Source organism: Kitasatospora griseola (assembly GCF_014648555.1).
GTDB lineage: Bacteria > Actinomycetota > Actinomycetes > Streptomycetales > Streptomycetaceae > Kitasatospora > Kitasatospora griseola.
Window position 1 is genome coordinate 271,443 of record NZ_BMRI01000001.1, and the last position, 21,974, is coordinate 293,416.

Genomic DNA, 21,974 nt, shown 5'->3' on the forward strand with positions numbered 1-21,974 from the left:
AGCGAGGTGGACGAGGTCGGCCAGGTCACCTCGGCGATCGTGCTGGCGGCCGCCCGGCTCCCCGACCCTCCGACGGCCGGCCAGCAGGCCGCGCTGCGGGTGGTCGCCCACACCTGGCACGCCACCCTGCTGGCCTGGCTGTCGGGGCGGTCCTCGCTGGCCGAGGTCCGGGCCGACCTGCACACCGCCGCCCGGCTGCTCACCCTCGCCACGCCCGCCCCGGCCGAGGACGAACTGCAACCGGTTCCACCACCTCCCAGGGGCGCCGCGCGGGTCGGCGGCTAGAGTCTTGGAGGCGCGGAACGGCCCCCACCGGACCGCCGACAACTCCATCCGCCTCCGAGGCCGGGGGAAGCCGGTGCGATTCCGGCACTGACCCGCAACCGTGAGCCGCGCCGTTCGACCGGCGCGGCGCAGTCGGACTGCCCGGCCGGAGACGAGCGGCCCTCCTCCGTCGTGGGTCTACGGGCGGCCCGTGCCTTCGGGTCCGCTGCGACCGCTCCCGAAAGGCTTTCTCCCCATGCTGACCGCTGCCCGCCTGGGCGCCGCCGCACTGGCCGGCGCCCTGCTCGCCGGCGCCGCCGCCGCGCCCGCCCTCGCCGACCCCTCCCCCGACGCGTCCGTCTCCGGCTCCCCGTCCGGTTCGGCCTCGGGCTCGGGCTCGGCCTCCGCCCCGCCGGCGACGCCCGGGGTGCCCGCCGGGCTGTACGGCAAGGGCGACCCGCAGTACGACGGCGTGTGGCGGCAGTCGCTGGCGCTGATCGCCCTGCACCAGGAGCGGGTCGAACCCGCCGACGCGGCCGTGCAGTGGCTGCTCGACCAGCAGTGCGAGGACGGCGGCTGGCCGTCGTACCGGGTCGAGGGCGTGGCCTGCACCCCCGCCGCCGAGGACTCCAACGCCACCTCGATGGCCGTGCAGGCGCTCACCGTGCTCGGCAGCCACCAGCAGCAGGTCACCCGCGGCACCGACTGGCTGCGCGCCAAGCAGACCGTGGACGGCACCTGGGCGTACAACCCGGGCGCCCCCGGTGACGCCAACTCCACCGCGCTGGCGGTGAACGCGCTGCTGGCCGCCGGTCTCGACCCGGCCGCGACGTCCGTCCCGGGCGGGCAGTCCGCCTACGCCGGGCTGGCCTCCTTCCAGCTGGGCTGCTGGTCCCCCGCCGAGCAGCGCGGCGCGTTCGTCTACCAGCCGGTGTCGGGCGCCCCGGCCGCGCCCAACACGCTCGCCGCCGCGCAGGCCCTGCTGGCCTCCGCGGGCGGGCACCTGCCGGTCACCACCTCCGACCGCAAGGACACCGCGCCGAAGGCCCTGACCTGCCCGGACACCCCGGGCGACGGCCCCGTCGCGCACGCCGACTCCGCCGAGGCGGACGCCGCCTGGCTGGCCGGCCGACTCGCCGCCGGCGGGCACCGCCTGATGCTGGACACCCCGGGCGCGGCCGCGACCGCCGACTACAACTCCACCGCCTGGGCGGTGCTCGGCCTGGTCGCCACCGGCCACCCCGCCGAGGCCGCCAGCGCCGCCGACTGGCTGGCCGGCAACGGCTACGCCTGGGCCGCGCAAGGCAAGAGCGGCACCGACCCGTCGGCCACCGCCACCCTGGTGCTGACGGCCCGCGCCGCCAAGCTCGACCCGTACAACTTCGGCGGCGCCAACCTGGTGCAGCTGCTGGCCGACTCCGGCCCCAAGCCGAAGGTCGGCCCCGTCGGGGGCGACCCGCAGGCCACCCGGGCGCCCGGCTCGGCGATCACCGAACCCGACGAGAACAGCGGCTTCTCGGCCGGCTGGCTGATCGCCGTCGGCCTGCTCGTCGGCATCGGCGCCGGCATCCTGCTCAGCCTCAACCGCCGCCGCAACAACGCCGCCGCCGCGAGCGCCACGTCCGGCGACGCCTCGGCCAGGGGCGCCTCGGCCGGGGGCGCCTCGTCGGACGAGAAGCCGGAGCAGGACCGGTGACCGGGCGGATCCGCCGAACTCCCCTGCCCGCAGCGGCGGTCGTCGCCCTGCTGGGCGTGCTGGCGGCGCTGCTCGGCCCGGCCGCCGGGTCCGCGCAGGCCGCCGACTACCGGTACTGGTCGTTCTGGAAGGGCGGCGCCGACGGCTGGGCGTTCCAACAGGTCGGCCCGACCGGGAACGTGCCGGCGGACGGGGCGGTGGACGGCTGGCGGTTCGTGCTCAGCCCGGACGGCGGCCAGGACGCGCCGCGGCCGTCGCTGCCCGCCGACTTCTCCGCGATCTGCGCGAACACCGCGCCCGACGGCGGCCGCAAGCGGGTCGCCGTGGTGCTCGACTTCGGCACCGCGAAGGACGCGCCGAACGGTGAGAAGCCCGCCGAGGCCCGCTCGGTGTGCGCCTCGGTGCCGACCGCCGCGAACTCGGCGGAGGTGCTGGCCGCGGTGGCCGCGCCGCTGCGCTACGACTCCGGCGGGCTGCTGTGCGCGATCGCCGGCTACCCGCGCGCGGGCTGCGGCGAGCAGGTCGCGGCGGGCTCCGACTCCGCCACCGGGTCCGGCGGTCCGGCCGACAAGGGCGACGGCGGACCGGCCGTCGGCGTGATCGCCGGAGTCGGCGTGGTGGTCCTGCTGGGCGCCGGCGCCCTCTGGCAGGCCCGTCGCCGCCGCACCCGCTGACCATGTCCGTCGACCGTCTGCGCCGCACCGCCCCCGAGGTCTCGAACTCGGGGGCGGTGCACAGCCGTTCACTGCCCCGGCAGCTGCACCCGGGCGCCTGGTGGCTGTGGTCGCTGGGCCTCGCGGCGGCGGCCAGCCGGACCACCAATCCGGTGCTCCTGCTGCTGATCCTGGCGGTGGCGGGCTTCGTGGTGGCCGCCCGGCGCGGCGACGCCCCGTGGGCCCGCTCGTACGCGGCGTTCCTGCGCCTGGGCCTGCTGGTGCTGGCCGCCCGGGTGGTGTTCGCGGTCGTGCTGGGCTCCCCGGTCGGCGGCACCCACGTCCTGTTCACCCTGCCCCAACTCCCGCTCCCCTCCTGGGCGCAGGGCGTCCGGCTGGGCGGTTCGGTGAGCCTGGAGGGCATCCTGTTCGCGCTGTACGAGGGCCTGCGCCTCGCGGTGCTGCTGGCCTGCGTGGGCGCGGCGAACGCGCTGGCCTCCCCGTCGCGGCTGCTGCGTTCACTGCCGGGCGCGCTGTACGAGGCGGGGGTGGCGGCCGTGGTGGCGATGACCTTCGCGCCGAACCTGGTCGCGGACGTCCGCCGGCTGCGCGCGGCCCGGCGGCTGCGCGGGCGCACCGACCGGGGGGTGCGCGCGGTGCTGTCGGTCGGACTGCCGGTGCTGGAGGGCGCGTTGGAGCGTTCGGTGGCGCTGGCGGCGGCGATGGACACCCGCGGCTTCGGCCGCACCGCCGACGTGCCGCGCCGACTGGTGCGCACCGCCGGGGCGTTGACGCTGGCCGGGCTGCTCGGCGTGTGCGGCGCCACCTACGGCCTGCTCACCGCGGGCAGCCACGCCTGGGCGCTGCCCGTCCTGCTGGCCGGCGTCGCCGCGTCCGCCGCCGGGCTCGCCCTGGGCGGCCGGCGCTCCGTCCGAACGCGTTACCGGCCCGACCCGTGGGCGCTCCCGGAGTGGCTGACGGCCGCCTCGGGCGCGCTGGTCGCGGCCGCCCTGATCTGGTACGCGGGCCGCTGGCCGGAGGCCCTGACGCCGTCGGTGGTGCCGCCGACCGCGCCCCGGCTTCCGCTGCTGCCCGCTGCGGCCGCGCTGATCGGCCTGCTGCCCGCCTTCGTCACCCCCGAGCCGCCCCGGAGCACCAGGTGATCACTTTCGAGCAGGTCGGCGTGCGGTACGCCGACGCCGCCGAACCCGCCCTGCGCGGCGTCGACCTGACCGTTCCGGAGGGCGAACTGTGCCTGCTGGTCGGCCCGTCGGGCGCCGGCAAGTCCACCCTGCTGGGCACCGTCTCCGGCCTGGTGCCGCACTTCACCGGCGGCGTGCTGGAGGGCCGGGTCACCGTCGCCGGCCGCGACACCCGCACCCACCGGCCGCGTGAACTCGCCGACGTGGTCGGCACCGTGGGCCAGGACCCGGCCGGACACTTCGTCACCGACACGGTCGAGGAGGAACTCGCCTACGGCATGGAGTCGTTGGGCCTGCCGCCCGCCGTGATGCGGCGCCGGGTCGAGGAGACCCTCGACCTGCTCGGCCTCGCCGAGCTGCGCGGCCGGGCGCTCTCCGCGCTCTCCGGCGGCCAGCGCCAGCGGGTCGCGATCGGCTCGGTGCTGACCGTCCACCCCAAGGTGCTGGTGCTGGACGAGCCCACCTCGGCGCTCGACCCGGGCGCCGCCGAGGAGGTACTGGCCGTCCTGCAGCGGCTGGTGCACGACCTCGGCACCACCGTCCTGCTGTCCGAGCACCGCCTGGAGCGCGTCGTCCAGTACGCCGACCAGGTCCTGCTGCTGCCCGGCCCCGGCGAGCCGCCCGTACTCGGCGCCCCCGCCGCGCTGATGGCCCGCTCGCCCGTCCGCCCCCCGGTGGTCGACCTCGGCCGGCTGGCGGGCTGGGATCCGCTGCCGCTCACCGTCCGGGACGCCCGGCGGCGCGCGGCGACGCTGCGCGAACGACTGCCCGCGCCGGCCCCTGCCCCCGCTGCGCCGACCGCTCCCGCGATCGCCACGGTCTCCCGGCTGGTGGTCTCCCGCGGCCCCGTCCCGGCCCTGCGCGGCGTCGAACTCGCCCTGTTCCCCGGGCAGATCACCGCGCTCATGGGACGCAACGGCGCCGGCAAGTCCACCCTGCTGGGCAGCCTGGTCGGCCTGCACGCCCCCGACTCCGGCACTGTCCGGGTGGACGGCCGCACGCCGCACAAGTCCCGCCCCAAGGACCTGATCCGCTCCGTCGGCCTGGTCCCGCAGGACCCGCGCGACCTGCTGTACGCCGAGACCGTCGCGGACGAGTGCACCGCCGCCGACCAGGACGCCGGCGCCGAACCCGGCGCCTGCCGGAGCATCCTGGCCGCCCTGCTCCCCGGCATCGACGACCGGTGCCACCCCCGCGACCTCTCCGAGGGCCAGCGCCTCACCCTCGCGCTCGCCGTCGTGCTCACCGCCCGCCCGCCGGTCCTGCTCCTCGACGAACCCACCCGCGGCCTCGACTACGCCGCCAAGGCCCGCCTCGTCGAGATCCTGCGCGCCCTCGCCGCCGACGGCCACACCGTCCTGCTCGCCACCCACGACGTCGAACTCGCCGCCGAACTCGCCCACCGCACGGCCGTCCTGGCCGAGGGCGAGATCGTCGCCGACGGACCCACGCCCGAAGTCGTCCTCGCCTCGCCCACCTTCGCCCCGCAGACCGCGAAGATCCTCCCCCCGTACCTCACCGTCCCCGAAGTCGCCGCCGCCCTCAGGGAGTTGCCATGACCTCCGGGGAACTCGCCCGCCCCGTGCCGCTCGGACGGCGCTCGGCGCTCGCGCTCGCCCTGGTCTCCGCGGTCGGCGTCGCCGCGTTCGGGTGGCCGCTGCTCGCCGCCCGCGACTCCGACCTGGTCGGCCACTCCACCGACGCGCCCTGGCTGTTCGCCCTGCTGCTGCCGCTGCTGCTCGCCGTCCTGGTCGCCCAGCTCTCCGAGGGCCGCACCGCCGCCGGCGCCCCCGGCCTGGACGCCAAGGCCGTCGCCATGCTCGGCGTCCTGGCCGCCGCCGGCGCCGCACTGCGCCCGCTCGGCGCGGGCACCGCCGGGCTGGAGCCGATGTTCTTCCTGATGGTGCTCTCCGGACGCGCCCTCGGCCCGGGCTTCGGCTTCGTCCTCGGCGCGCTCTCCATGTTCGCCTCCGGCCTGCTCACCGGCGGCGTCGGACCCTGGCTGCCGTTCCAGATGCTCGCCATGGGCTGGGTCTGCCTCGGCGCCGGCCTCCTCCCGGGCGCCGCCCGCCTGCGCGGCCGCGCCGAACTCCTGGTGCTCGCCCTCTACGGCGTCGTCTCCGCCGTCGGCTACGGCACCGTGATGAACCTTCAGGGCTGGCCCTACATCGGCGGCCTGAGCACCTCGATCTCCTTCGTCCCCGGCGACCCCCTCCCCGCCAACCTCACCCGCTTCGCCCTCTACTGCCTCACCACCTCCCTCGGCTGGGACCTCCCCCGCGCCGCCCTCACCGCCGTCCTCTGCCTCACCGTCGGCGGCCCCCTCCTGCGCACCCTCCGCCGCGCCACCCGCCGCGCCGCTTTCCACTAGGTGCTGCGGGTCACCGGTTGGCGCAGGTCACCGGTTTGCGCAGGTGAGGTCCTTCGCGGGCAGCCGGCCCGTGGTCAGGTAGCGCGTGAACGCGCCGTCCGCGCAGGACGGGCCGGCCACCACCACGCCGTGGCCCTCGCCGCCGGCGACCGTGACCATCCGGGAGCCGTGCAGGGCGCGCCGCATGCCCTGGGCCATGGCGAGCGTCGCCTGCGGGTCCCACTGGTTCTGCACGATCAGCGCGTCGACGTCGTTGTTGACCGCAGTGGCCGGCTCGACCGCCGCCGACTTCCAGAACGCACACGGCTGGATGTTCGCCCCCAGGTCGCCGGCCAGCGGGTACGTGGCCCGGTCGGCGATCGCGTCGCGGCGGTACTGCTCGGGGTCGCGCGGCCAGCTGCGGGTGTCGCCGCAGAACACCGCCCAGGTGACGGCCGTCCGGTTGTCGTCCACGACGCCCGGCGGGACGCCCGGCGCGGCCGGCCCGCCCGCAGCCGCGGCCTTCAGCGCGACGATCCACGGTGTGACGGCCTCGACCTGCACGAACGCGCGGTACCCCGAACGGATGGCGTCGCCGTCGAGCGCCTTCCCGTCGTCGGTCGGGACGGGCGTCCGACCGGCCTGCTCCACCAGCTCCCAGTACGTCCGGCGCACCTCCGCCGCGGTGGCCCCCAGCCCGTAGGCTGCGTCACGCTCGGCGGCCCACTCCGTCCAGCGGGTGAAGGCGAGTTCGGCCGCCGTCGACCAGCCCCGAAAGGTCCCCCGCCAGGCGAGCTTCGGATCGAGCGCGCTGTCGAGCACGATCCGGTCCGAGCGCTGCGGGAACATCTGCGTGTAGACGGCGCCCAGGTACGTCCCGTACGAGTACCCGAAGTAGGAGATCCGCCGTTCGCCCAGCACCGCCCGGACGAGGTCCATGTCCCGCGCCGTGTTCCGGGTGGTGATGTGCGGCAGCACGTCCCCCGCCTTCGCCCAGCACTTGTCGGCCACCGACCGGGCCCGCTCCACGTCCTTGCCGAACGTGGCTTCCCGGTAAGGGCGTTGGAGGCTGCGCTCGTCCTCCGTCAGGTCGCAGCCGACCGGCGAGCTCTGCCCGACCCCGCGCGGATCGAACCCGACCAGGTCGAACCGCGCCCGCACCGCCGCCGGCAGCAGCGGCTCCATCTCCGCCGGCATCGTCAGCCCTTGACTGCCCGGCCCCCCGGGGTTCATCAGCAGCACCCCGTGCCGCTCCTTCGCGCTCCCCGCCCTGACCCGCGAGATCGCGATCTCGATCGTCCGGCCCGTCGGCTTCGCGTAGTCCAGCGGCACCTTCACCTTCGCGCACTCGAACGCCGGGAGCCCGCCCATCTCGCAGCGCTCCCACCGGAGTTCCTGCTGCGCGTACCGCTGCAACGGATCCCCCGCCGCGAACGCCGTCGCCGGAGTGAGCGCCGCCAGCACGGCCGCCACCGCCCCCACCGTCAGCAGGGAAGTCGTTCGCCCGTCTCGCAGAACCATGCCAGTCCTCTGTGCAGAATCAGTGCCTCGGATCACCTCCAGTCTCCGTTCCGCCACCCCCGCCCCACGTACCGCCGCAGGATGGCCCTGCCCTCCAACCTGCGGCGTACTGACCGGCATTGACTTCCCACCACACTCCCACCCCGCGTCCTCCGCCGGACCCGGCGGCTTGTCCCTCCCCCAGGGGCAGCGGGCACAGTGATCCCGTGCAAGAGGATCTGATCACCATCGGGGAACTCGCGGCCGCAACCAGGCTCAGCCTCAAGGCCCTACGGCTCTACGGCGACCGCGGCCTGCTGCCGCCCGCCCGGACCGATCCGCGGACCGGCATCCGCCGCTACGGCCCCGCCCAGGTCGAACGCGCCCGCCGGATCGCCCTGTTGCGCGCCATCGGCATGCCGCTGGCCCTCATCGCGACCGTGCTCGACTCCCCCGGCGCGGAGCCCGCCGCGCTGCTCGCCGCGTACTGGCGCGAGCAGGAATCCGCGCACGCGGCCCGCCGGGACGCGGTGGGCTACGCCCGAGAAGTCCTCACCGGAAGGAGCCCGACCATGGACGAGATCGCCGAACGCCAAGTGGCGGAGCAGAAAGTCCTGTTCACCCGGCGCCACGTCACCGCCGCGAACCTCCCCGCCTTCCTCGCCTCGTCGACCGAACTGCTCCTCGCCCACCTGCGCGAAACCGGAGCCTGCCTGTCCGGACCGATCTTCGCCGTCTTCGACGGCCTGGTCAGCGAGGACTCCGACGGCCCCGTCGAGGTCTGTGCCCCCACCCGCGACGCGGTCGGACCCGCCGGGCAGATCGGCGTCCGCATCGAACCCGCCCACCGCGAGGCCTACCTCACCCGCACGAAGAGCCAGGCGGGCTTCGCGGCCATGGCTGCCGCCCACGACGCCGTCGGCACCTGGCTCACCCTGCGCGGCTACGCCCGAAGCGCCTCCAACCGCGAGGTCTACTACCCGAACTGGGCCACCGCCGGCCCGGACGAGCACGTGGCCGACATCGCCGTCCCGTTCCACCCCGCGTAGGGCCGGCCTCCCCCAGGACCGGCCCCGCGCGTCCCCTACGCCTTCGGCCCGGCCGACTGCACCACCTCGAACGACCACACCGTCGACCCCGTCGCCGCCGGCTTGGGCCGGTCGCCCCCGCCCTGGTGCGCCGCCTTCATCGGACCTTCCATCCACGCCTGGAACGACGCCTCGTCCCGCCACCGCGTGTACACCAGGTACTGGTCCGTCCCCTCCACCGGCCGCAGCAGCTCGAACCACTCGAACCCGTCCGCACCCTCGACGGCCCCGGCCCGCGACCCGAACCGCTGCTCCAACACCTCCCGCTGCTCCGCAGGGACAGTCAGCACATTGATCTTCACAACGCTCATGCCTCCATCCTCCCCCACCTCACACGCCCAAACCCGAAGGCCCGGCAGGACGGCGGGGGTGGCGGGAGACGGCAGCGGTCAGGCCGACTGCGCGGAGGTCTGCTGCACGCCGTCGACGACGGCGCGGGCGGTGATCGCGTTGGTGAAGATGACCGTGCCGGGCTTGATCAGGCCGCCCCCGGAGGTGCCTTCGACCTGGACGGTGCGTTCGCCGAGGAAGGCGAGCGAGGACTTGTCGAAGATCCACTCGGTGCGCACGCCGGTGTTCCCGTCGAGGCGGGCCACCGCGACCCCGTGGCGGCCGGCCGCGTCGACCGCGTCGTCCACCTTCGCCACGCCCGGGATCTTGGCGGCGGCCTTGTAGAGCGCGGAGGCGAGTTGCGGGGACGGGTAGCTCTCGATCAGCAGGTCGCCGATGGTGGTGAACGCCTCCGCGTCGGGGCCCGGGCCGTGGCCCGCCGTCTCCGTGTAGATCTTCTTCAGCAGCGCGTCGGGGTCGGTGGGCAGGGCGGCCAGGTAGTCGTAGGACGGCGCGTTGAGGCCCGGCGCCTCCGTCGTGTCCAGCGAGACGCCGTCCTTGTTCCGCCGATCGATCAGCCAACCCTTGTGGCCGTCCACCGACTTCCAGCTCCGCCGGGTGTCCAGGGCCTCGCCGACGGCCGACTCCTTGCCGTTGACCGACCACACAGACGTGCCGGCGACCTTCGACTCGATGTAGACGTACTGGCCCGCACGCGCCTGCGGGGCGGCGGTGTCCTGGGCGACCAGCGAGATCCGGTCGAGCAACTGGACGGCTCCCTGCGCGTCCGCGGGGCGGATGTCGGTGGTCAGGACGGGACCGGCGCCGGGGGCGGCGGACCGGACCGGGTCACTGCCCCGGCTCAGGCCGGCACCGACCACGACGGCGCCGGCCAGTACGCACGCTGCCACCGGCAGCAGGACGACGCGGCGCAGGAACGGGTTGCGCCGCCCGGCGGCGGGGGTGGAAACGGCGAGGTCTTCGTGGATCTGGGCCATCAGGCGCTCCTTGTGGAACTGGTGGCGACCCGTCGGCAGATCCCGCTCCACGGTCGGCAGGAAACCATCGGTCTCCGGCCGGTCAGCCGGGCGCGGCTGGGAGGGGCTGGCGTTCATCGGTGTCCTTCCGGTACGGGCCGGACCGCTGTCGCGCGGTCCCCATTCATCTGCCGGGGGCGGCGGGCGGGTTCCCGTTTTTCCGCCGCCAGTTCCGAATCCGCGAGCTTGCGCAGCTTGGTACGAGCACGCGACAGCCGGGAGCGCACCGTCCCGACCGGAATGCCGAGCGCCTCGGCCGCCTCGGCGTACTCCAGCCCGTCCCACAGGCACAGCACCAGAACCTCCCGCTCGGCACGCCGCAGCGCGCCCATCGCTGCCATCGTCGCCGCGAGCCGCCGCCGGTCGTCCACCTGCCCGACCACCTCCTCGGCATGGTCGGGCACCTCCACCACCGACGCCCCGCTCGCGGCGAGCGCCGCGGCCGCCGCGCGGTAACGCCGGTTGCTGCGACAGTGGTTGCGCGCCAGGTTCGTCGCGACGCCCAGCAACCACGGCCGCAACGACCCGCCCTCCGCCGCGACCTTGCCGCGCAGCCGCCACGCCTCCATGAACGTCGCCGACATAACGTCCTCCGCGACCGACCAGTCCGCGGTCAGCCGGAACGCATGGTTGTAGACGGCCCGGGCATACCGGTCGAACAACTCCCCGAACACCCCCGGGTCCCCGGCCCGCACCCGGGTTCGCATATCTGTGATCACCCCCATCATCTGTCCGGCACCGGCCCCCGAGTTCCCGTGACCTGCATCATGTCCGAGCCCAAGCCGAGCGGGCTCCCGGCCGATCGGAGCAGGTCGGAGAACGCTCACGCATCCACGAACGGCTCCGAGCCGATGTGCTGTCAGCGCCGGACTCGGCGCGGCTGATCCTCCGTGTCGTGAACCCTCACACACCGGACGGCCGCCGGCAGCTCGAACCGACGGCCGTCACCGGTTCCACTACAGCCCGCGCCCGGCCATCAGCTCGGCCAGGTTCGGCATCCGACGGGCTTCACGCTGGAGAAAGAAGACCTTCGAGCCGTGCCGCTCGGCGACCCGCAGGAGCTCCCACCCCTGGGCCTCCTGGTAGTAGCGGGACAGCTGTTCATGGCCGGTGCCGCGCCGGACCCAGGTCAGGCCCCGCTCGGCCGCCCGGTCGAGCGACCACCAGGCCATCAGGCGGCCGAGCCGGAACGGGTTCGGACGAGTGAACGACGTCGCCAGGAACAGCGTCGCCTCGGCCCGCTCCTCCTCAGTGAACGCCCAGTGCGGCAGGGCCTCGTTCCCGAAGTGGGTGGTGCATCCCACCACCCCGTCGGTTTCGTGCTCCAGCACCCACACGTCGAGATCCGGATTCCCGGCCTGGGCACCGTACTCCTCGGCGTCGTCGGCACACTCGCCAAGACCCCGCACAGCCAGCCACCCCGAACGGGATCGCACCATCCCGGCAATGGCGTCGGCGTCCGCAGCTGTCGCCTCACGCATCCGATACACCGGAAGACTCCCTTCGGCACACCCGATCAGAGCCTACGGCGTGGGCACCGCGTCCGTCGAAGCGATCAAGTCCGCGCGACCTGTCCATGTCTGATCGTCCGTCAGGCGAATATCGGCTAATCAGTGCCCCGAGCCACCTGACGGCCCGACATCCTGAGATCGACCACTCACTGTGAAGGAGCAGGGACATGACCCGTCGTCTGCGGTACATCGGGAGCAACGGGGCGGATGGGTGCCCGACGCTGTACGAGGACGAGGAGACCGGGCAGGTGATCGTGCAGGGCGACCTCGTCACGGACCCGGCGGAGGTGGCCCGGTTCCGCAATATCAAGCCCGGCGAGGGGTTTGTGACCGTACCCCGCGTCCTGCTCGCGGGCTTCGCCCCGCGCGCCGCCGAGCGCGAGCCGACGCTGATCAGCTACGACGAGTTCGAGTCGATGTTCCGCACCTTCCAGCACACCGCCTTCCGGTTGGAGACCCGCCGCCAATACCGGTCCGACGAGGAAACCGAGACCTACCGCCGGTTCGTGGCCGGGGAGGATCCCGGGTGGGACATGGACGACGACTGGGCCCGCAACCGCCGTGCGCAGTCCGCGCAGGGCAAGCGGTTCGAACGGGTGCGGATCATGGACAACCCGCCGACCCTCGGCCAGCGTTACCTGCTCGACAACGCCGAACAGATCGGCACGGTGGGCGAGGACATCCGCTACCTGTGGCGGGAGGACGCCGACCGGCTGGGCCTTCCCCTGGAGGACGCCTGGGTGTTCGACTCCCGGATGATCGCGCTGCTGCACTTCGACGCCGACGACGTGCTGACCGACATCGAGGCGATCACCGACCCGGTCCGGGTCAACCGCGCCTGCCAGGAGCGGGACGCCGCCTGGCACTTCGCCGTGCCGCACCGCGAGTTCCGGGCTGGGGTACCGTCCGGCGAGTGACCACCGATTTCCAACAGGCCCGTTACGCCCTCGGTCTGCGGCTCCGTGAGCTGCGGACCGAGGGCGGTCTCACCGGTCGCCAACTGGGCGACCGTCTCGGATGGACGCAGTCCAAGGTCAGCAAGCTGGAGACCGGCCGCCAGACCGCCACCCACGAGGACCTTCGGGCCTGGGCGGACGGTGTCGGGCAGCCCGAGGCCGCGGCCGAGCTGTCGGCCCGCCTTCGCGCGTTCGAAACGCAATCCCGCTCCTGGCGACGGCAGTTGGCCGCCGGCCATCGACCGGTGCAGGACCGGCTGACGGTCGAGTACGAGCGTTCGACCACCACAAGGGCCTGGCAGAACGCGATGATCGTCGGCCTGCTCCAGACCCCCGACTACGCCCGGCACGTCTTCGAGGCCTACGTCCGCCTCCACCGCTCCCCCCGCGACATCGACGAGGCGGTGCAAGCCCGCATCCGCCGCCAGGAGTTGCTGTACCGGCGCGGCAAGCGCTTCCACATCGTCATGTGGGAGGCCGCGCTGCGGGCGAGGATCTGCCCGCCGAGCGTGATGGCTGCCCAACTCGACCGTCTCAGCGGTGTGATCGGCCTCGACAACGTCACTCTCGGCATCGTGCCGTTCGACGCCCCCGTCGAGCTGCCGCCCGCCAACGGGTTCTGGGTCCACGACGAGCGTCTGGTCATCGCCGAGGACTGGCACGCCGAACTCTGGCTGGACGACCCCGACAGCGTGGCGCTCCACCTGCGCGTGTGGGAGTCGCTGAACCGTGCCGCTGTCCACGGCCCGGACGCCCAGCGGGTGATCACCCGGTGCCGGCGGGCGCTGGACACCAGCTGAGCGACTCGGCGAATTCTCCCCGCCCGCAGGGGAATTACCGAGAATCGGGCACACTCCTCCCCACCTCCGCCACCTAGCGTGAGCAGCGGACGGAAACCCGTCCCAGCGGGGGAGACCAAGGAGGCACCATGCCCACGTTCGACGGAAAGCACGGCGGCGGCAACGGCGACGGAGCCGGTGGCGGCCAGCAGGACGACAGCAGCAGCGGCAACAAGCACGGCGGCGGCGGCAGCGACGAAGGCGGCAACACGTCCGACGGCCAGGGACCGGCGGCGGGGTGCTGACGTGGTGACGGCACGTCAGCTCGCGGAGGCGGGTCGCGAGCGGCTGGCCTCCGCGCTCATCGCCAACGGTTCGCTGCGGTCCGACTGGTTCGCGGCGTACCACGCCGTTCCCCGTCATCTGTTCGTGCCGGACACGGTGTGGCCGGGGATGGCGGACGGGGTGCGGCAGGGCGACGCGGTGAGCCGGCGGGAGGACGCGGCCGCGTGGTGGCGGGCGGTGTACGCGGACGTGCCGCTGACCACGCAGTGGGACGACGGGGCGCACCTCGGCAACTCCCGGGGAGCCGCACCGAGTTCGTCGAGTTCGATGCCCACGATGGTGTTCACGATGCTCGCGGCACTGGACGTCGCCGACGGCCACCGCGTGCTGGAGATCGGCACCGGGACGGGGTGGAACGCCGCGCTGCTCTCGCACCGTCTGGGCTCGGCGAACGTCGCCACCGTCGAGGTCGACAGAACCACGGCCACCGACGCCGGCCGCCGCCTCGCCCGAGCGGGGTACGCCCCGGTCGCCGTGGTCGGCGACGGCGCGGCCGGGCACCCGCCGGCCGCGCCGTTCGACCGGGTGATCGCCACCTGCTCGGTGCGGGAGGTGCCCCGCGCCTGGATCGAACAGTGCCGCCCGGACGCGGTGATCGTCGCACCATGGGGGCCGGAGTACGGCGGCGAGGCCGTCGTGAGGCTGACGACCCAGCCGGACGGCAGCGCCCGCGGCAGCTTCGTCCACTCGTCGGCGTTCATGCGGCTGCGCGCCCAGCGCACCAGCCGTCCGAGCAGTCTCGCCTACCTGTCCGCGCCGTGGCCCGCCGACGGGACCCGGTCCACCACCACCCTCTCGCCGGACGAACTCGGCGGCTGGGAGGCGATGTTCGCGATCGGCGCCCGGGTGCCGGGGGTCTTCCCGCTGACGGAACGGTACCCGGACGGGTCCTACACGCTCTGGTTGCACGACACGGCCGTCACCTCGTGGGCGACGGCCGATCGGGAGCCGGGGCGGGCGGAGTTCGAGGTGGTGCAGTCCGGCCCGCGCCGGCTGTGGGACGAGGTGGAGGCCGCGTGGCGGTGGTGGGACGCCCGGGGCCGCCCGGGATTCGAGCAGTTCGAGCTCACCGTCACGCCGGACGGCACGCACACCGTCCGGCCGACATGACGGGAGGTCAGGAGTGGCGGCCGGACAGGGCCAGCGCCCAGGTCAGGCAGGCGAAGGCGGCGGTGGCGGCGAGGGCGCGGACGACGTTCCAGCGGACCCAGACGTCCTCGAAGGCGGCGCGGACGGCGGCCGGGTCGGCGAGTCTGTCGGGGGCGCCGGCGGCGGCCAGCTTGTCGTTGAGGGGGACGTTGACGGCGCCGGTGATGACGAACATGGCGAGGTGGAGGACGGCGGCGGCGCCGATCCACAGCAGGACGGTGCGGTTGCCGCCGCGCCACTGCAGGATGCCCGCGGCGACGATGAGCACCAGCGCGCCGACGAAGCTGAGCATGAACCAGCCGTTCAGGATGGCCACGTTGATGCGCTGCATGGTGTCGACGAAAGCGCGGTCCTCGACCTTGGCGAGGCCCGGCATCACCGAGCAGGCGTAGGAGTAGAACAGGCCCGCGCTGAGCCCTGCGGTGAGCGTCGCGCCGATCAGTGTCACCGTGCGAAGAACTGCCATGCCGTGGGCCCCCGTTCGTCTGGTCATGACGAACAGTCAACTCGGCGGGTGCGCCAAGATCCATGGCCCAGAAGCTCGTTGGCATGCGCGAGAGTCCACCCGGCCGGGCGCCGGACGTCTACGCTGGCCGCCATGGACGCGCTCGCCGCACTGCTGACCGGTCCCCGGGCCCAAGGGGCGTTCCTGCTGCGGTCGGTGTTCGACCCGCCGTGGGCGATCCGGATCGAGGACCGGGCGCCGCTGACGGTGCTGACCACGGTGCGCGGCGACGGCTGGATCGTCCCGGACGGCGCGCCGCCGGTGCCGCTGCGGGTCGGCGACCTGGCGATCGTCCGCGGGCCGGAGCCGTACACCGTCGCCGACCGGCCGGAGACCGCGCCGCAGGTGGTGATCCACCCGGGGCAGGTGTCGACCACCGTCGACGGTGAGCGGATGTGCGAGGAGCTCGACCAGGGCGTGCGGACCTGGGGCACCGCCGGGGACGCCGCGACGGTGCTGCTCAGCGGCACCTACCAGCTGCACGGCGAGGTCAGCGGACGGCTGCTGCGGGCGCTGCCGCCGGTGCTGCGGCTGGCTGCCGAGGAGTGGAGTTCGCCGCTGGTGGCCCTGCTGGAGGCGGAGATCGGACGGGACGAGCCGGGCCAGGAGGTGGTGCTGGACCGGCTGCTCGACCTGCTGCTGATCTCCGCGCTGCGCAGCTGGTTCGCCCGCGACGCCGGACACGCCCCCGCCTGGTACCGGGCGCACGCCGACGCGGTGGTGGGCCGCGCGCTGGGCCTGCTGCACACCGACCCGGCGCGCGCCTGGACGGTGCACGAGCTGGCCGCCGAGACGGGCGTCTCGCGGGCCGCGCTCGCCCGGCGCTTCACCGACCTGGTGGGCGAACCCCCGATGGCGTACCTGACCAACTGGCGGCTCGCCCAGGCCGCCGACCTGCTGGCCGAACCGGACGCCACCCTCACCGCGGTCGCCCGCCGGGTCGGCTACGGCAGCGGCTTCGCGCTCAGCGCCGCGTTCAAGCGGGTCCGCGGGGTCAGCCCGCAGCAGTTCCGCGAGCTGGCGGGCGCCGCGGCCGGCTGACGGACCCGGCGCCCGGACGGCCGCTCGCACCGGCCAGGACGCACCCCGACGCCGGGCGTCCCTGTTGCCCCGTGGGATGGTCCTGCATAATCACCCCGTTCGATTCCGACCCGAGGAGGACCGGCCGATGCCGGCAGACCGCTGCCCCAGCTGCGGCACCGTAGGGCCGGCCGGCAGCTGCGCGTGTCACGCCTTCTCCCCGGCCGAGCAGACCGCGGTCCTCCCGCCGCTGGACGGCCCGCACGGCCCGCACCTGGTGCGCCCGTACGTCGCCGGCACCCCCGTGGTGGAGCCCGGCGACCCGGCCGCCGACCCGTTCGCGACCCGGGTCGGCCCGCCCTCGGTGCAGCCGATCACCGCGCAGTCGCCCTCGGACCGGCCGCCGTTCGTGCCGCCGCAGGCGTCCGCACCCGGGGCCGTCCCGCCGCCGGCGCCCGGCCCGCCGCCGCACGTCCCGCAGGCCGCCGGCCCGTTCGCGCCGCCGCAGGCGCCTCTCCCGGACCTGCCGGACGCCGCCGCCGCGACGCAGCTGCTGCCGTCCGTCCCGCCGCAGGGAACGGCCGCGCCCGGACGGTTCGTGCAGACCGAGCAGGGCGTCCCGTTCCCGCTGGGCCGGGTGGTCCCGCCGCCGCAGCCGCAGCCCGAACCGCCGACCGCGCTGATCCCGCCGATACCCGCCGGCCCGGAACCCGCCACCGCGCTGATCCCCCCGGTGCCCGCCGGACCCGACCCGGCCACCATGCCGATCCCCCCGACCCCGGGTTCGGCACGTCCGCCTGCCGACCTGGGCATGTTCAGCTTCCACGACGACGAGTCGGCCGCGCCGGTCAGCCGGGCGGAGCGCCGTTCGCAGCGGCGGCGCAGCGCCGACCGCAAGCGGCTGGTGATCGCGGGCGGCGCGGTGGGCGTGACGGCGCTGGCCGCGACCCTGGCGATGCTGCTGTCCTCCTCGCCGAGCACCGTCGACAACGCGCTGCCCGTGCCGAGCGGCCCGGCGGTGGCCTCGTCCGCCGAGAGCACCCCGAGCGCACTGCCCAGCGTCGAGGCGTCCCCGGACGCGTCGGCGAGCGCGACCAGCCCGTCGCCGACCCGCACCTCCGCCCGGCCGTCCCAGACCGTCAGCACGCAGCCGGTGGCCGCGCCCGTCACCACCGCCCCGGCCACGAACAGCCCGTCCGCCTCCCCGACCGCCCAGCCGTCCTCGTCCGCCCCGGTCCGGACACTCCGGCGGAACGACACCGGGCCGGACGTGGTGCAGCTCCAGCGGCTGCTGATGACGGTCGGCTGCAACCGGATCGGCGATCTCGACAAGGACCGGACCAGCAGCAACCAGTTCGGCTTCGGCTTCTGGACGGAGACCGCGCTGGCCAGTTTCCAGCAGCAGAACCGCAGCACGCTGAAGGGCATCGATCGGGGTGTCTACGACCCGCAGACCCGAGCCCTGCTGGAGTCGATGGCACAGAACCCCAACTGCTGACCCCCGTACCTCACTTGGCGCAGCGTCAGCCGGTGATCGCCTTGAACAGGCTGAAGCCGGCCAGCGCGATCATCGCCAGCGCGGCGACCCGGACGATGACCTTCATCGGCACGTGCTGGAGCAGCTTCTGCCCGCCGACGATGGCGATGCCGCCGACCGCGCACAGCGCCAGCCAGGAGCCCAGCCCGACGGCCAGCGGGTCGGCGTACTTGGCGGCCAGGTTGGCGGTCATGATCTGGGTGAGGTCGCCGAACTCGGCGACCGCGACGATCACGAAGCTGGTGCCGGCCACCTTCCAGAACGAGCTGTTCGCGGGCTCCTTGGCCTCGCCCTCCTCGTCCTCGTCCTCCTTGTGCCACAGCAGCATGCCCGCGCCGACCAGGAACAGGACTCCGGAGACGCCCTCCACCCAGCGCTGCGGGAGCAGCGCCAGCAGACTGCCCGCGACCAGGGCGAGCGCGACCTGCACGGCGAACGCGGCGGCGATGCCCGCGAAGACGTAGCTCGCCCGGTACTTGGTGCCGAGGACCAGGCTGGCCAGCGCGGTCTTGTCCGGCAGTTCGGAGAGGAAGATGATGCCGAACGTGAGCGCGGCGATGGTCAGGCTGTTCATCGGATACGGGGGTCTCTCGGTCTCGGGCCGCCGCGCCCCCGGGCACCCGCAGAAGGGGACGCCTCGGCCCGGCAGCACTGGTTCATGGTCACAGCACTGCGGCCGAAGGTCTCGCCGACACCCCGTGAGGTGCCCCGGGCGCCGGGCACGTCCGCGAGGGACGGGCCGGTATGTCGACGGTCCGGTGGAGGGCTACTCCCCTTCAACAACCCGGCGAGTTTACCGGCTGCCGCCCGGGCCGCCGACCAGCCCGCGGCCGCCCGCACCTCGGCCCGCAGCACCGCCCGCCCGTGCCCGAGCCCGCCCCGTCCGGCGACCGGCGCGGCCACCGCGAGCAGCACCGCGCACACCGCGCCGAGCGGCCGGGTGACCGGCAGCAGCTGCGAACCCGCGCCCGCGGAACGCGTTCTCGCGTTCCGCGGGTTCCGTCAGATCCAGCTGGTGAACCACATCCGGGCGCGCCACTCGGACATCGGGATCACCTCCGCCGTGTACAGCGGGTGGAAGTACGCGAAACAGCCCACGATCGCCAGCACGATCAGCCCGGCCCCGGCCGCGCCCCACCGGCGGCGGCTCGGCGGGCAGCCCTCCGGCCCGAGCATCGCCCCCAGCATCTGCGTCACCGCCAGACACAGGAACGGCACCAGCAGCACCATGTAGAACGAGAAGATCGTCCGCTGCTGGTACTGGAACCACGTCAGGTAGATCCCGGCGACCCCGGCGAGGATCGCGCCGGACCGCCAGTCCCGCCGGAAGAACCACCGGTACAGCACGTAGGCCAGCGCGAAGCACGCCGTCCACCACAGGAACGGGGTCCCCAGCGCCAGGATCTGGCTCGCGCAGCCCTCGGCGGACGTGCAGCCGCGCTGCCCGTCCGGCACCTGCTCCCAGTACATGGACACCGGGCGGCCCTGCACCAGCCAGCTCCACGGGTTCGACTGGTAGCTGTGCGGGGACGACAGTCCGGTATTGAAGTCGTACATCTGCGCGTGGTAGTGCCACAGGCTGCGCAGCGGCGCCGGCACCCAGCTCATCGACACCTGCGGCAGCGGAACGTCGACCAGCGGCGTCCGGGCCGGGGACAGCCCCGCCCGGCCGTCCGCCCACTGCCGGCCGTAACCGCCCGTGGTCGCCAGCCAGCCGCTCCACGCCACCACGTACACCACCAGCGCACTGCCCACCATCGACAGCGCGGCCGGCCACAGGTCGCGCCGCAGCATCGACCGCCACGCCCGGCGCGCACCCGCCGCCCGCCGCCCCGCCTGGTCCCACAGCAGGACGAGGACCGTGAACACCGCCAGGATCTGCAGGCCGTTCCACTTCACCGCGCACGCCGCGCCCAGCAGCACTCCGGCGGCCACCCGCCACGGACGCACCCCGAGCCGGACCTCGTCGCCGGCCCGGCCCCCCTCCGCGAGCGCGGCGCGCAGCAGGTCGCGGGTGCGGTCGCGGTCGACCAGCAGACAGCCGAACGCGGCCAGCACGAAGAACGCGGCGATGCCGTCCAGCAGACCGACCCGGCTCATCACGAACTGCAGCCCGTCCACACTCATCAGCAGCGCCGCGACACACCCCAGCATCGTCGACCGGAACAGCCGGCGGCCGATCCTGGCCAGCATCAGCACGCTCACCGAGCCCAGCACGGCCACCATGATCCGCCAGCCGAACGGGTGCAGGCCCCAGAAGTGCTCCCCCACCGCGATCACCCACTTGCCGAGCGGCGGATGCGCGACGAAGGCCGGCGCCCCGCTGAGCGGGATCACCTGCGGCACACCGAGGATCAGCTGGTTCGCGTTGTCCGGCCAGACCCCCTCGTAGCCCTGCTGCAGCAGCGACCACGCGTCCTTCGGGTAGTACGTCTCGTCGAACACGAACGCGTTCGGGTACGGCAGGTCCCACAGCCGCAACACCCCCGCGAACACCGCCACCCCGAGCGGCCCCCACCACCGGAACCGGTCCCGCCTCACCGCGACCCCCACGACCGCCTGCCGCGACTCGACCGCCAGCGCCATACCCTTCCCGTCCGCAAGTTGACGACATGTCCGCAATGTCCGCATCCTAGCGGCCGCGAAACGCGAGCAGGGGGCTGTGAGAGCAGGCGGGCGCGAAATCAGGGGCGCTGGGGGCACCCTCAGGCGAAGCCGAGGGGGCGGAACTGCGCGACAAGCGCAGGGCACGTCCGTCAGGTCGCGATCAAGTGCAAGTCATTCTCCTGCATCGCGATCTTGCGGTTGGGTTCCTTCCGCTTCGCGCAGTTCTCCCCCAGCCCTGGCGGGCCGGGAGGTACCCCCACGCGCCCCCGGTTTCGCGCCCGCCTGCGTTCCGCGCCTTCCTGCACCCGTACGGTTGACCCTCGACCAGGTCGAGGCAGCAGGGTCTACCGCGTGGAGAGCAGATTGCGCAGCATCGGCGAGACGGCCCGCGCCAGCGGACTGAGCGTCAGCGCCTTGCGGTTCTACGACGGCGCCGGCGTCTTCGCCCCCGCCGTGGTGGACCCGCGGTCGGGATACCGGTGGTACGCGGACGAGCAGCTGCCGGACGCCCGCCTGCTGGCGAAGCTGCGTCGCGTGGGCATGCCGCTGGCCGGGATCACCAGGGTGCTGACCGGTACGCCGGCCGAGGCCCGGGCCGAGCTGGACGCGCATGTGCGGCGGCTGGAGGACGGCCTGTCCGACGCCCGCCGTGAGCTCTCCGCCGTCCGTGCCGCGCTCGATTCGAGGGAGTTCCCCGTGCCGCAGACCCGACTGACCGTTCCCGCCGACCGCCTTGCCGCCGCGCTTGACGCGGTGCGCTTCGCCGCCCCGTCCGACGCCTCGGTGCCCGCCGTGGCGGGGATCTTCCTGGACGCGGAGGACGGCGTGCTGCACCTGGTCGCCACCGACCGCTACCGGCTGGCGGTCGCCGACTGCCCGGCCGTGCTGGACGGCCCGGCCGTCTCCGCGCTGCTCCCGACCGCTCTCGCGGACGCCGCCCGGGCCCTGCTCGCGGATGCGGAGGAGGCGGAACTGGTCGTGGACGGCGCGCAGTTCACCGTCCACGCGGCCGGCCGCGAGCTCTCCGGCGAGCGGGTCGAGCACGACTTCCCGGACTACCGCCGCCTGGTCCGCCTGGAGCCGACCCACCGCCTCACGCTGACGGCCGACCAGCTACGCAGCATGCTCGCCGCCACCGAGCCGTCCGTGGTGACCCGCTCCCAGGACGGCGTCGACTTCCCCGTCGCGCCCCTCACCGCCACCGCCGCCGACGCCCTCCCGGGCACCGACCCGGCCGAGCTGCTGGTCCACGTCAACCGGGACTTCCTGCTGGAGGCCGTGGGCGGCGCCGACCAGCTGGTCCTCGAACTGACCGGCCCGATCGCCCCGCTGGCCATCCGCTTCCCGGCTCGCGAGGACACCTTCTCCCTCCTGATGCCCACCCGCCGCTGACCCCCGCGCACACGAAAAGGCCGCCCGCCCGGGAGGGAATCCCGGGCGGGCGG

The 21,974-nt window shown here is 74.2% G+C and carries 21 protein-coding genes, 1 pseudogene and 1 riboswitch; of the genes and pseudogenes, 14 read left to right on the forward strand and 8 right to left on the reverse strand.

Features of this window, described 5'->3' with window-relative positions:
• The 6 genes and pseudogenes from IEZ12_RS37520 to IEZ12_RS01220 all read left to right on the forward strand — a co-directional run.
• A pseudogene (locus IEZ12_RS37520) lies at positions 1-285 on the forward strand (TetR family transcriptional regulator); the annotation flags it as partial.
• Positions 286-350: 65 nt separating this feature from the next.
• A riboswitch (cobalamin riboswitch) is annotated at positions 351-438 on the forward strand.
• An 82-nt stretch (positions 439-520) separates the two neighbouring features.
• The gene (locus IEZ12_RS39925) at positions 521-1,960 is read left to right on the forward strand and encodes an SCO2321 family membrane protein (protein WP_189270339.1); all 1,440 of its coding nucleotides are present in this window, start codon (positions 521-523) and stop codon (positions 1,958-1,960) included.
• The gene (locus IEZ12_RS01205; protein ID WP_229847131.1) at positions 1,957-2,634 is read left to right on the forward strand and encodes an SCO2322 family protein; all 678 of its coding nucleotides are present in this window, start codon (positions 1,957-1,959) and stop codon (positions 2,632-2,634) included. Before IEZ12_RS39925 ends, IEZ12_RS01205 begins: the two co-directional genes overlap by 4 nt.
• Before the next feature lie 2 nt (positions 2,635-2,636).
• Positions 2,637-3,776 (forward strand): energy-coupling factor transporter transmembrane component T, encoded by a 1,140-nt coding sequence (locus tag IEZ12_RS01210; protein WP_189270340.1) that lies wholly within the window; start codon positions 2,637-2,639, stop codon positions 3,774-3,776.
• Complete coding sequence (locus IEZ12_RS01215; RefSeq protein ID WP_189270341.1) at positions 3,773-5,374, forward strand: ABC transporter ATP-binding protein; 1,602 nt, start codon at positions 3,773-3,775, stop codon at positions 5,372-5,374. Before IEZ12_RS01210 ends, IEZ12_RS01215 begins: the two co-directional genes overlap by 4 nt.
• Entirely contained in the window at positions 5,371-6,186 is an 816-nt protein-coding gene (locus IEZ12_RS01220) for an ECF transporter S component (RefSeq protein ID WP_189270342.1), read from the forward strand. Before IEZ12_RS01215 ends, IEZ12_RS01220 begins: the two co-directional genes overlap by 4 nt.
• A gap of 27 nt (positions 6,187-6,213) precedes the next feature.
• Here IEZ12_RS01220 and IEZ12_RS01225 read toward each other — a convergent pair whose 3' ends face one another.
• Positions 6,214-7,686, reverse strand: a complete 1,473-nt coding sequence (locus IEZ12_RS01225; RefSeq protein ID WP_189270343.1) for an alpha/beta hydrolase — start codon at positions 7,684-7,686, stop codon at positions 6,214-6,216.
• 206 nt (positions 7,687-7,892) lie between these two features.
• Between IEZ12_RS01225 and IEZ12_RS01230 the strand changes: the two genes are divergently transcribed.
• Positions 7,893-8,714 (forward strand): MerR family transcriptional regulator, encoded by an 822-nt coding sequence (locus IEZ12_RS01230; protein WP_189270344.1) that lies wholly within the window; start codon positions 7,893-7,895, stop codon positions 8,712-8,714.
• Positions 8,715-8,749: 35 nt separating this feature from the next.
• On the opposite strand, the gene IEZ12_RS01235 is transcribed toward IEZ12_RS01230, so the two are convergent.
• From IEZ12_RS01235 to IEZ12_RS01250, 4 genes are all read right to left on the reverse strand, one after another.
• Positions 8,750-9,064, reverse strand: a complete 315-nt coding sequence (locus tag IEZ12_RS01235) for an antibiotic biosynthesis monooxygenase family protein (RefSeq protein ID WP_043913727.1) — start codon at positions 9,062-9,064, stop codon at positions 8,750-8,752.
• Positions 9,065-9,142: 78 nt separating this feature from the next.
• Positions 9,143-10,198 (reverse strand): CU044_5270 family protein, encoded by a 1,056-nt coding sequence (locus IEZ12_RS01240; RefSeq protein WP_189270345.1) that lies wholly within the window; start codon positions 10,196-10,198, stop codon positions 9,143-9,145.
• The gene (locus IEZ12_RS01245) at positions 10,195-10,827 is read right to left on the reverse strand and encodes an RNA polymerase sigma factor (protein WP_189270519.1); all 633 of its coding nucleotides are present in this window, start codon (positions 10,825-10,827) and stop codon (positions 10,195-10,197) included. Before IEZ12_RS01245 ends, IEZ12_RS01240 begins: the two co-directional genes overlap by 4 nt.
• A gap of 249 nt (positions 10,828-11,076) precedes the next feature.
• Positions 11,077-11,529, reverse strand: coding sequence for a hypothetical protein (locus IEZ12_RS01250; protein WP_189270346.1), 453 nt, complete (start codon positions 11,527-11,529; stop codon positions 11,077-11,079).
• Positions 11,530-11,798: 269 nt separating this feature from the next.
• Here IEZ12_RS01250 and IEZ12_RS01255 point away from each other — a divergent pair, with 269 nt between their 5' ends.
• From IEZ12_RS01255 to IEZ12_RS01270, 4 genes are all read left to right on the forward strand, one after another.
• A complete protein-coding gene (locus IEZ12_RS01255; protein WP_189270347.1) occupies positions 11,799-12,548 on the forward strand; it encodes a DUF6879 family protein in 750 nt (249 codons plus the stop codon).
• Positions 12,545-13,387 (forward strand): helix-turn-helix domain-containing protein, encoded by an 843-nt coding sequence (locus tag IEZ12_RS01260; RefSeq protein WP_189270348.1) that lies wholly within the window; start codon positions 12,545-12,547, stop codon positions 13,385-13,387. Before IEZ12_RS01255 ends, IEZ12_RS01260 begins: the two co-directional genes overlap by 4 nt.
• Before the next feature lie 128 nt (positions 13,388-13,515).
• On the forward strand, positions 13,516-13,671 hold the full coding sequence (locus IEZ12_RS01265; protein ID WP_189270349.1) for a hypothetical protein: 156 nt from the start codon (positions 13,516-13,518) through the stop codon (positions 13,669-13,671).
• A 4-nt stretch (positions 13,672-13,675) separates the two neighbouring features.
• Positions 13,676-14,821, forward strand: a complete 1,146-nt coding sequence (locus IEZ12_RS01270) for a methyltransferase domain-containing protein (RefSeq protein ID WP_189270350.1) — start codon at positions 13,676-13,678, stop codon at positions 14,819-14,821.
• 7 nt (positions 14,822-14,828) lie between these two features.
• Here the strand turns inward: IEZ12_RS01270 and IEZ12_RS01275 are convergent, their stop codons facing one another.
• Positions 14,829-15,326, reverse strand: a complete 498-nt coding sequence (locus IEZ12_RS01275) for an anthrone oxygenase family protein (protein WP_189270351.1) — start codon at positions 15,324-15,326, stop codon at positions 14,829-14,831.
• A 132-nt stretch (positions 15,327-15,458) separates the two neighbouring features.
• Between IEZ12_RS01275 and IEZ12_RS01280 the strand changes: the two genes are divergently transcribed.
• Both IEZ12_RS01280 and IEZ12_RS01285 read left to right on the forward strand, forming a co-directional pair.
• On the forward strand, positions 15,459-16,406 hold the full coding sequence (locus IEZ12_RS01280; protein ID WP_189270352.1) for an AraC family transcriptional regulator: 948 nt from the start codon (positions 15,459-15,461) through the stop codon (positions 16,404-16,406).
• 127 nt (positions 16,407-16,533) lie between these two features.
• A complete protein-coding gene (locus IEZ12_RS01285) occupies positions 16,534-17,883 on the forward strand; it encodes a peptidoglycan-binding domain-containing protein (RefSeq protein WP_189270353.1) in 1,350 nt (449 codons plus the stop codon).
• A gap of 25 nt (positions 17,884-17,908) precedes the next feature.
• Here IEZ12_RS01285 and IEZ12_RS01290 read toward each other — a convergent pair whose 3' ends face one another.
• Together IEZ12_RS01290 and IEZ12_RS01295 are read right to left on the reverse strand one after the other, a co-directional pair.
• Positions 17,909-18,496 carry a TMEM165/GDT1 family protein gene (locus tag IEZ12_RS01290; RefSeq protein WP_189270354.1) on the reverse strand — a complete coding sequence of 196 codons (588 nt, stop codon included), beginning with the start codon at positions 18,494-18,496 and terminating at the stop codon, positions 17,909-17,911.
• A 428-nt stretch (positions 18,497-18,924) separates the two neighbouring features.
• On the reverse strand, positions 18,925-20,508 hold the full coding sequence (locus IEZ12_RS01295; RefSeq protein ID WP_189270355.1) for a dolichyl-phosphate-mannose--protein mannosyltransferase: 1,584 nt from the start codon (positions 20,506-20,508) through the stop codon (positions 18,925-18,927).
• Between the two features lie 372 nt (positions 20,509-20,880).
• On the opposite strand from IEZ12_RS01295, the gene IEZ12_RS01300 reads away from it, so the two are divergent.
• Positions 20,881-21,921 carry a DNA polymerase III subunit beta family protein gene (locus IEZ12_RS01300; RefSeq protein WP_189270356.1) on the forward strand — a complete coding sequence of 347 codons (1,041 nt, stop codon included), beginning with the start codon at positions 20,881-20,883 and terminating at the stop codon, positions 21,919-21,921.
• The last annotated feature ends 53 nt before the right edge of the window (positions 21,922-21,974 follow it).

Coding starts and splice junctions, on each gene's coding strand:
- IEZ12_RS01255 (WP_189270347.1), top strand. CDS start 11,799: ATGACCCGTCGTCTGCGGTACATCGGGAGCAACGGGGCGGATGGGTGC.
- IEZ12_RS01240 (WP_189270345.1), bottom strand. CDS start 10,198: ATGAACGCCAGCCCCTCCCAGCCGCGCCCGGCTGACCGGCCGGAGACC.
- IEZ12_RS01245 (WP_189270519.1), bottom strand. CDS start 10,827: ATGCGAACCCGGGTGCGGGCCGGGGACCCGGGGGTGTTCGGGGAGTTG.
- IEZ12_RS01295 (WP_189270355.1), bottom strand. CDS start 20,508: ATGGCGCTGGCGGTCGAGTCGCGGCAGGCGGTCGTGGGGGTCGCGGTG.
- IEZ12_RS01265 (WP_189270349.1), top strand. CDS start 13,516: ATGCCCACGTTCGACGGAAAGCACGGCGGCGGCAACGGCGACGGAGCC.
- IEZ12_RS01290 (WP_189270354.1), bottom strand. CDS start 18,496: ATGAACAGCCTGACCATCGCCGCGCTCACGTTCGGCATCATCTTCCTC.
- IEZ12_RS01235 (WP_043913727.1), bottom strand. CDS start 9,064: ATGAGCGTTGTGAAGATCAATGTGCTGACTGTCCCTGCGGAGCAGCGG.
- IEZ12_RS01275 (WP_189270351.1), bottom strand. CDS start 15,326: ATGGCAGTTCTTCGCACGGTGACACTGATCGGCGCGACGCTCACCGCA.
- IEZ12_RS39925 (WP_189270339.1), top strand. CDS start 521: ATGCTGACCGCTGCCCGCCTGGGCGCCGCCGCACTGGCCGGCGCCCTG.
- IEZ12_RS01225 (WP_189270343.1), bottom strand. CDS start 7,686: ATGGTTCTGCGAGACGGGCGAACGACTTCCCTGCTGACGGTGGGGGCG.
- IEZ12_RS01220 (WP_189270342.1), top strand. CDS start 5,371: ATGACCTCCGGGGAACTCGCCCGCCCCGTGCCGCTCGGACGGCGCTCG.
- IEZ12_RS01210 (WP_189270340.1), top strand. CDS start 2,637: ATGTCCGTCGACCGTCTGCGCCGCACCGCCCCCGAGGTCTCGAACTCG.
- IEZ12_RS01285 (WP_189270353.1), top strand. CDS start 16,534: ATGCCGGCAGACCGCTGCCCCAGCTGCGGCACCGTAGGGCCGGCCGGC.
- IEZ12_RS01280 (WP_189270352.1), top strand. CDS start 15,459: ATGGACGCGCTCGCCGCACTGCTGACCGGTCCCCGGGCCCAAGGGGCG.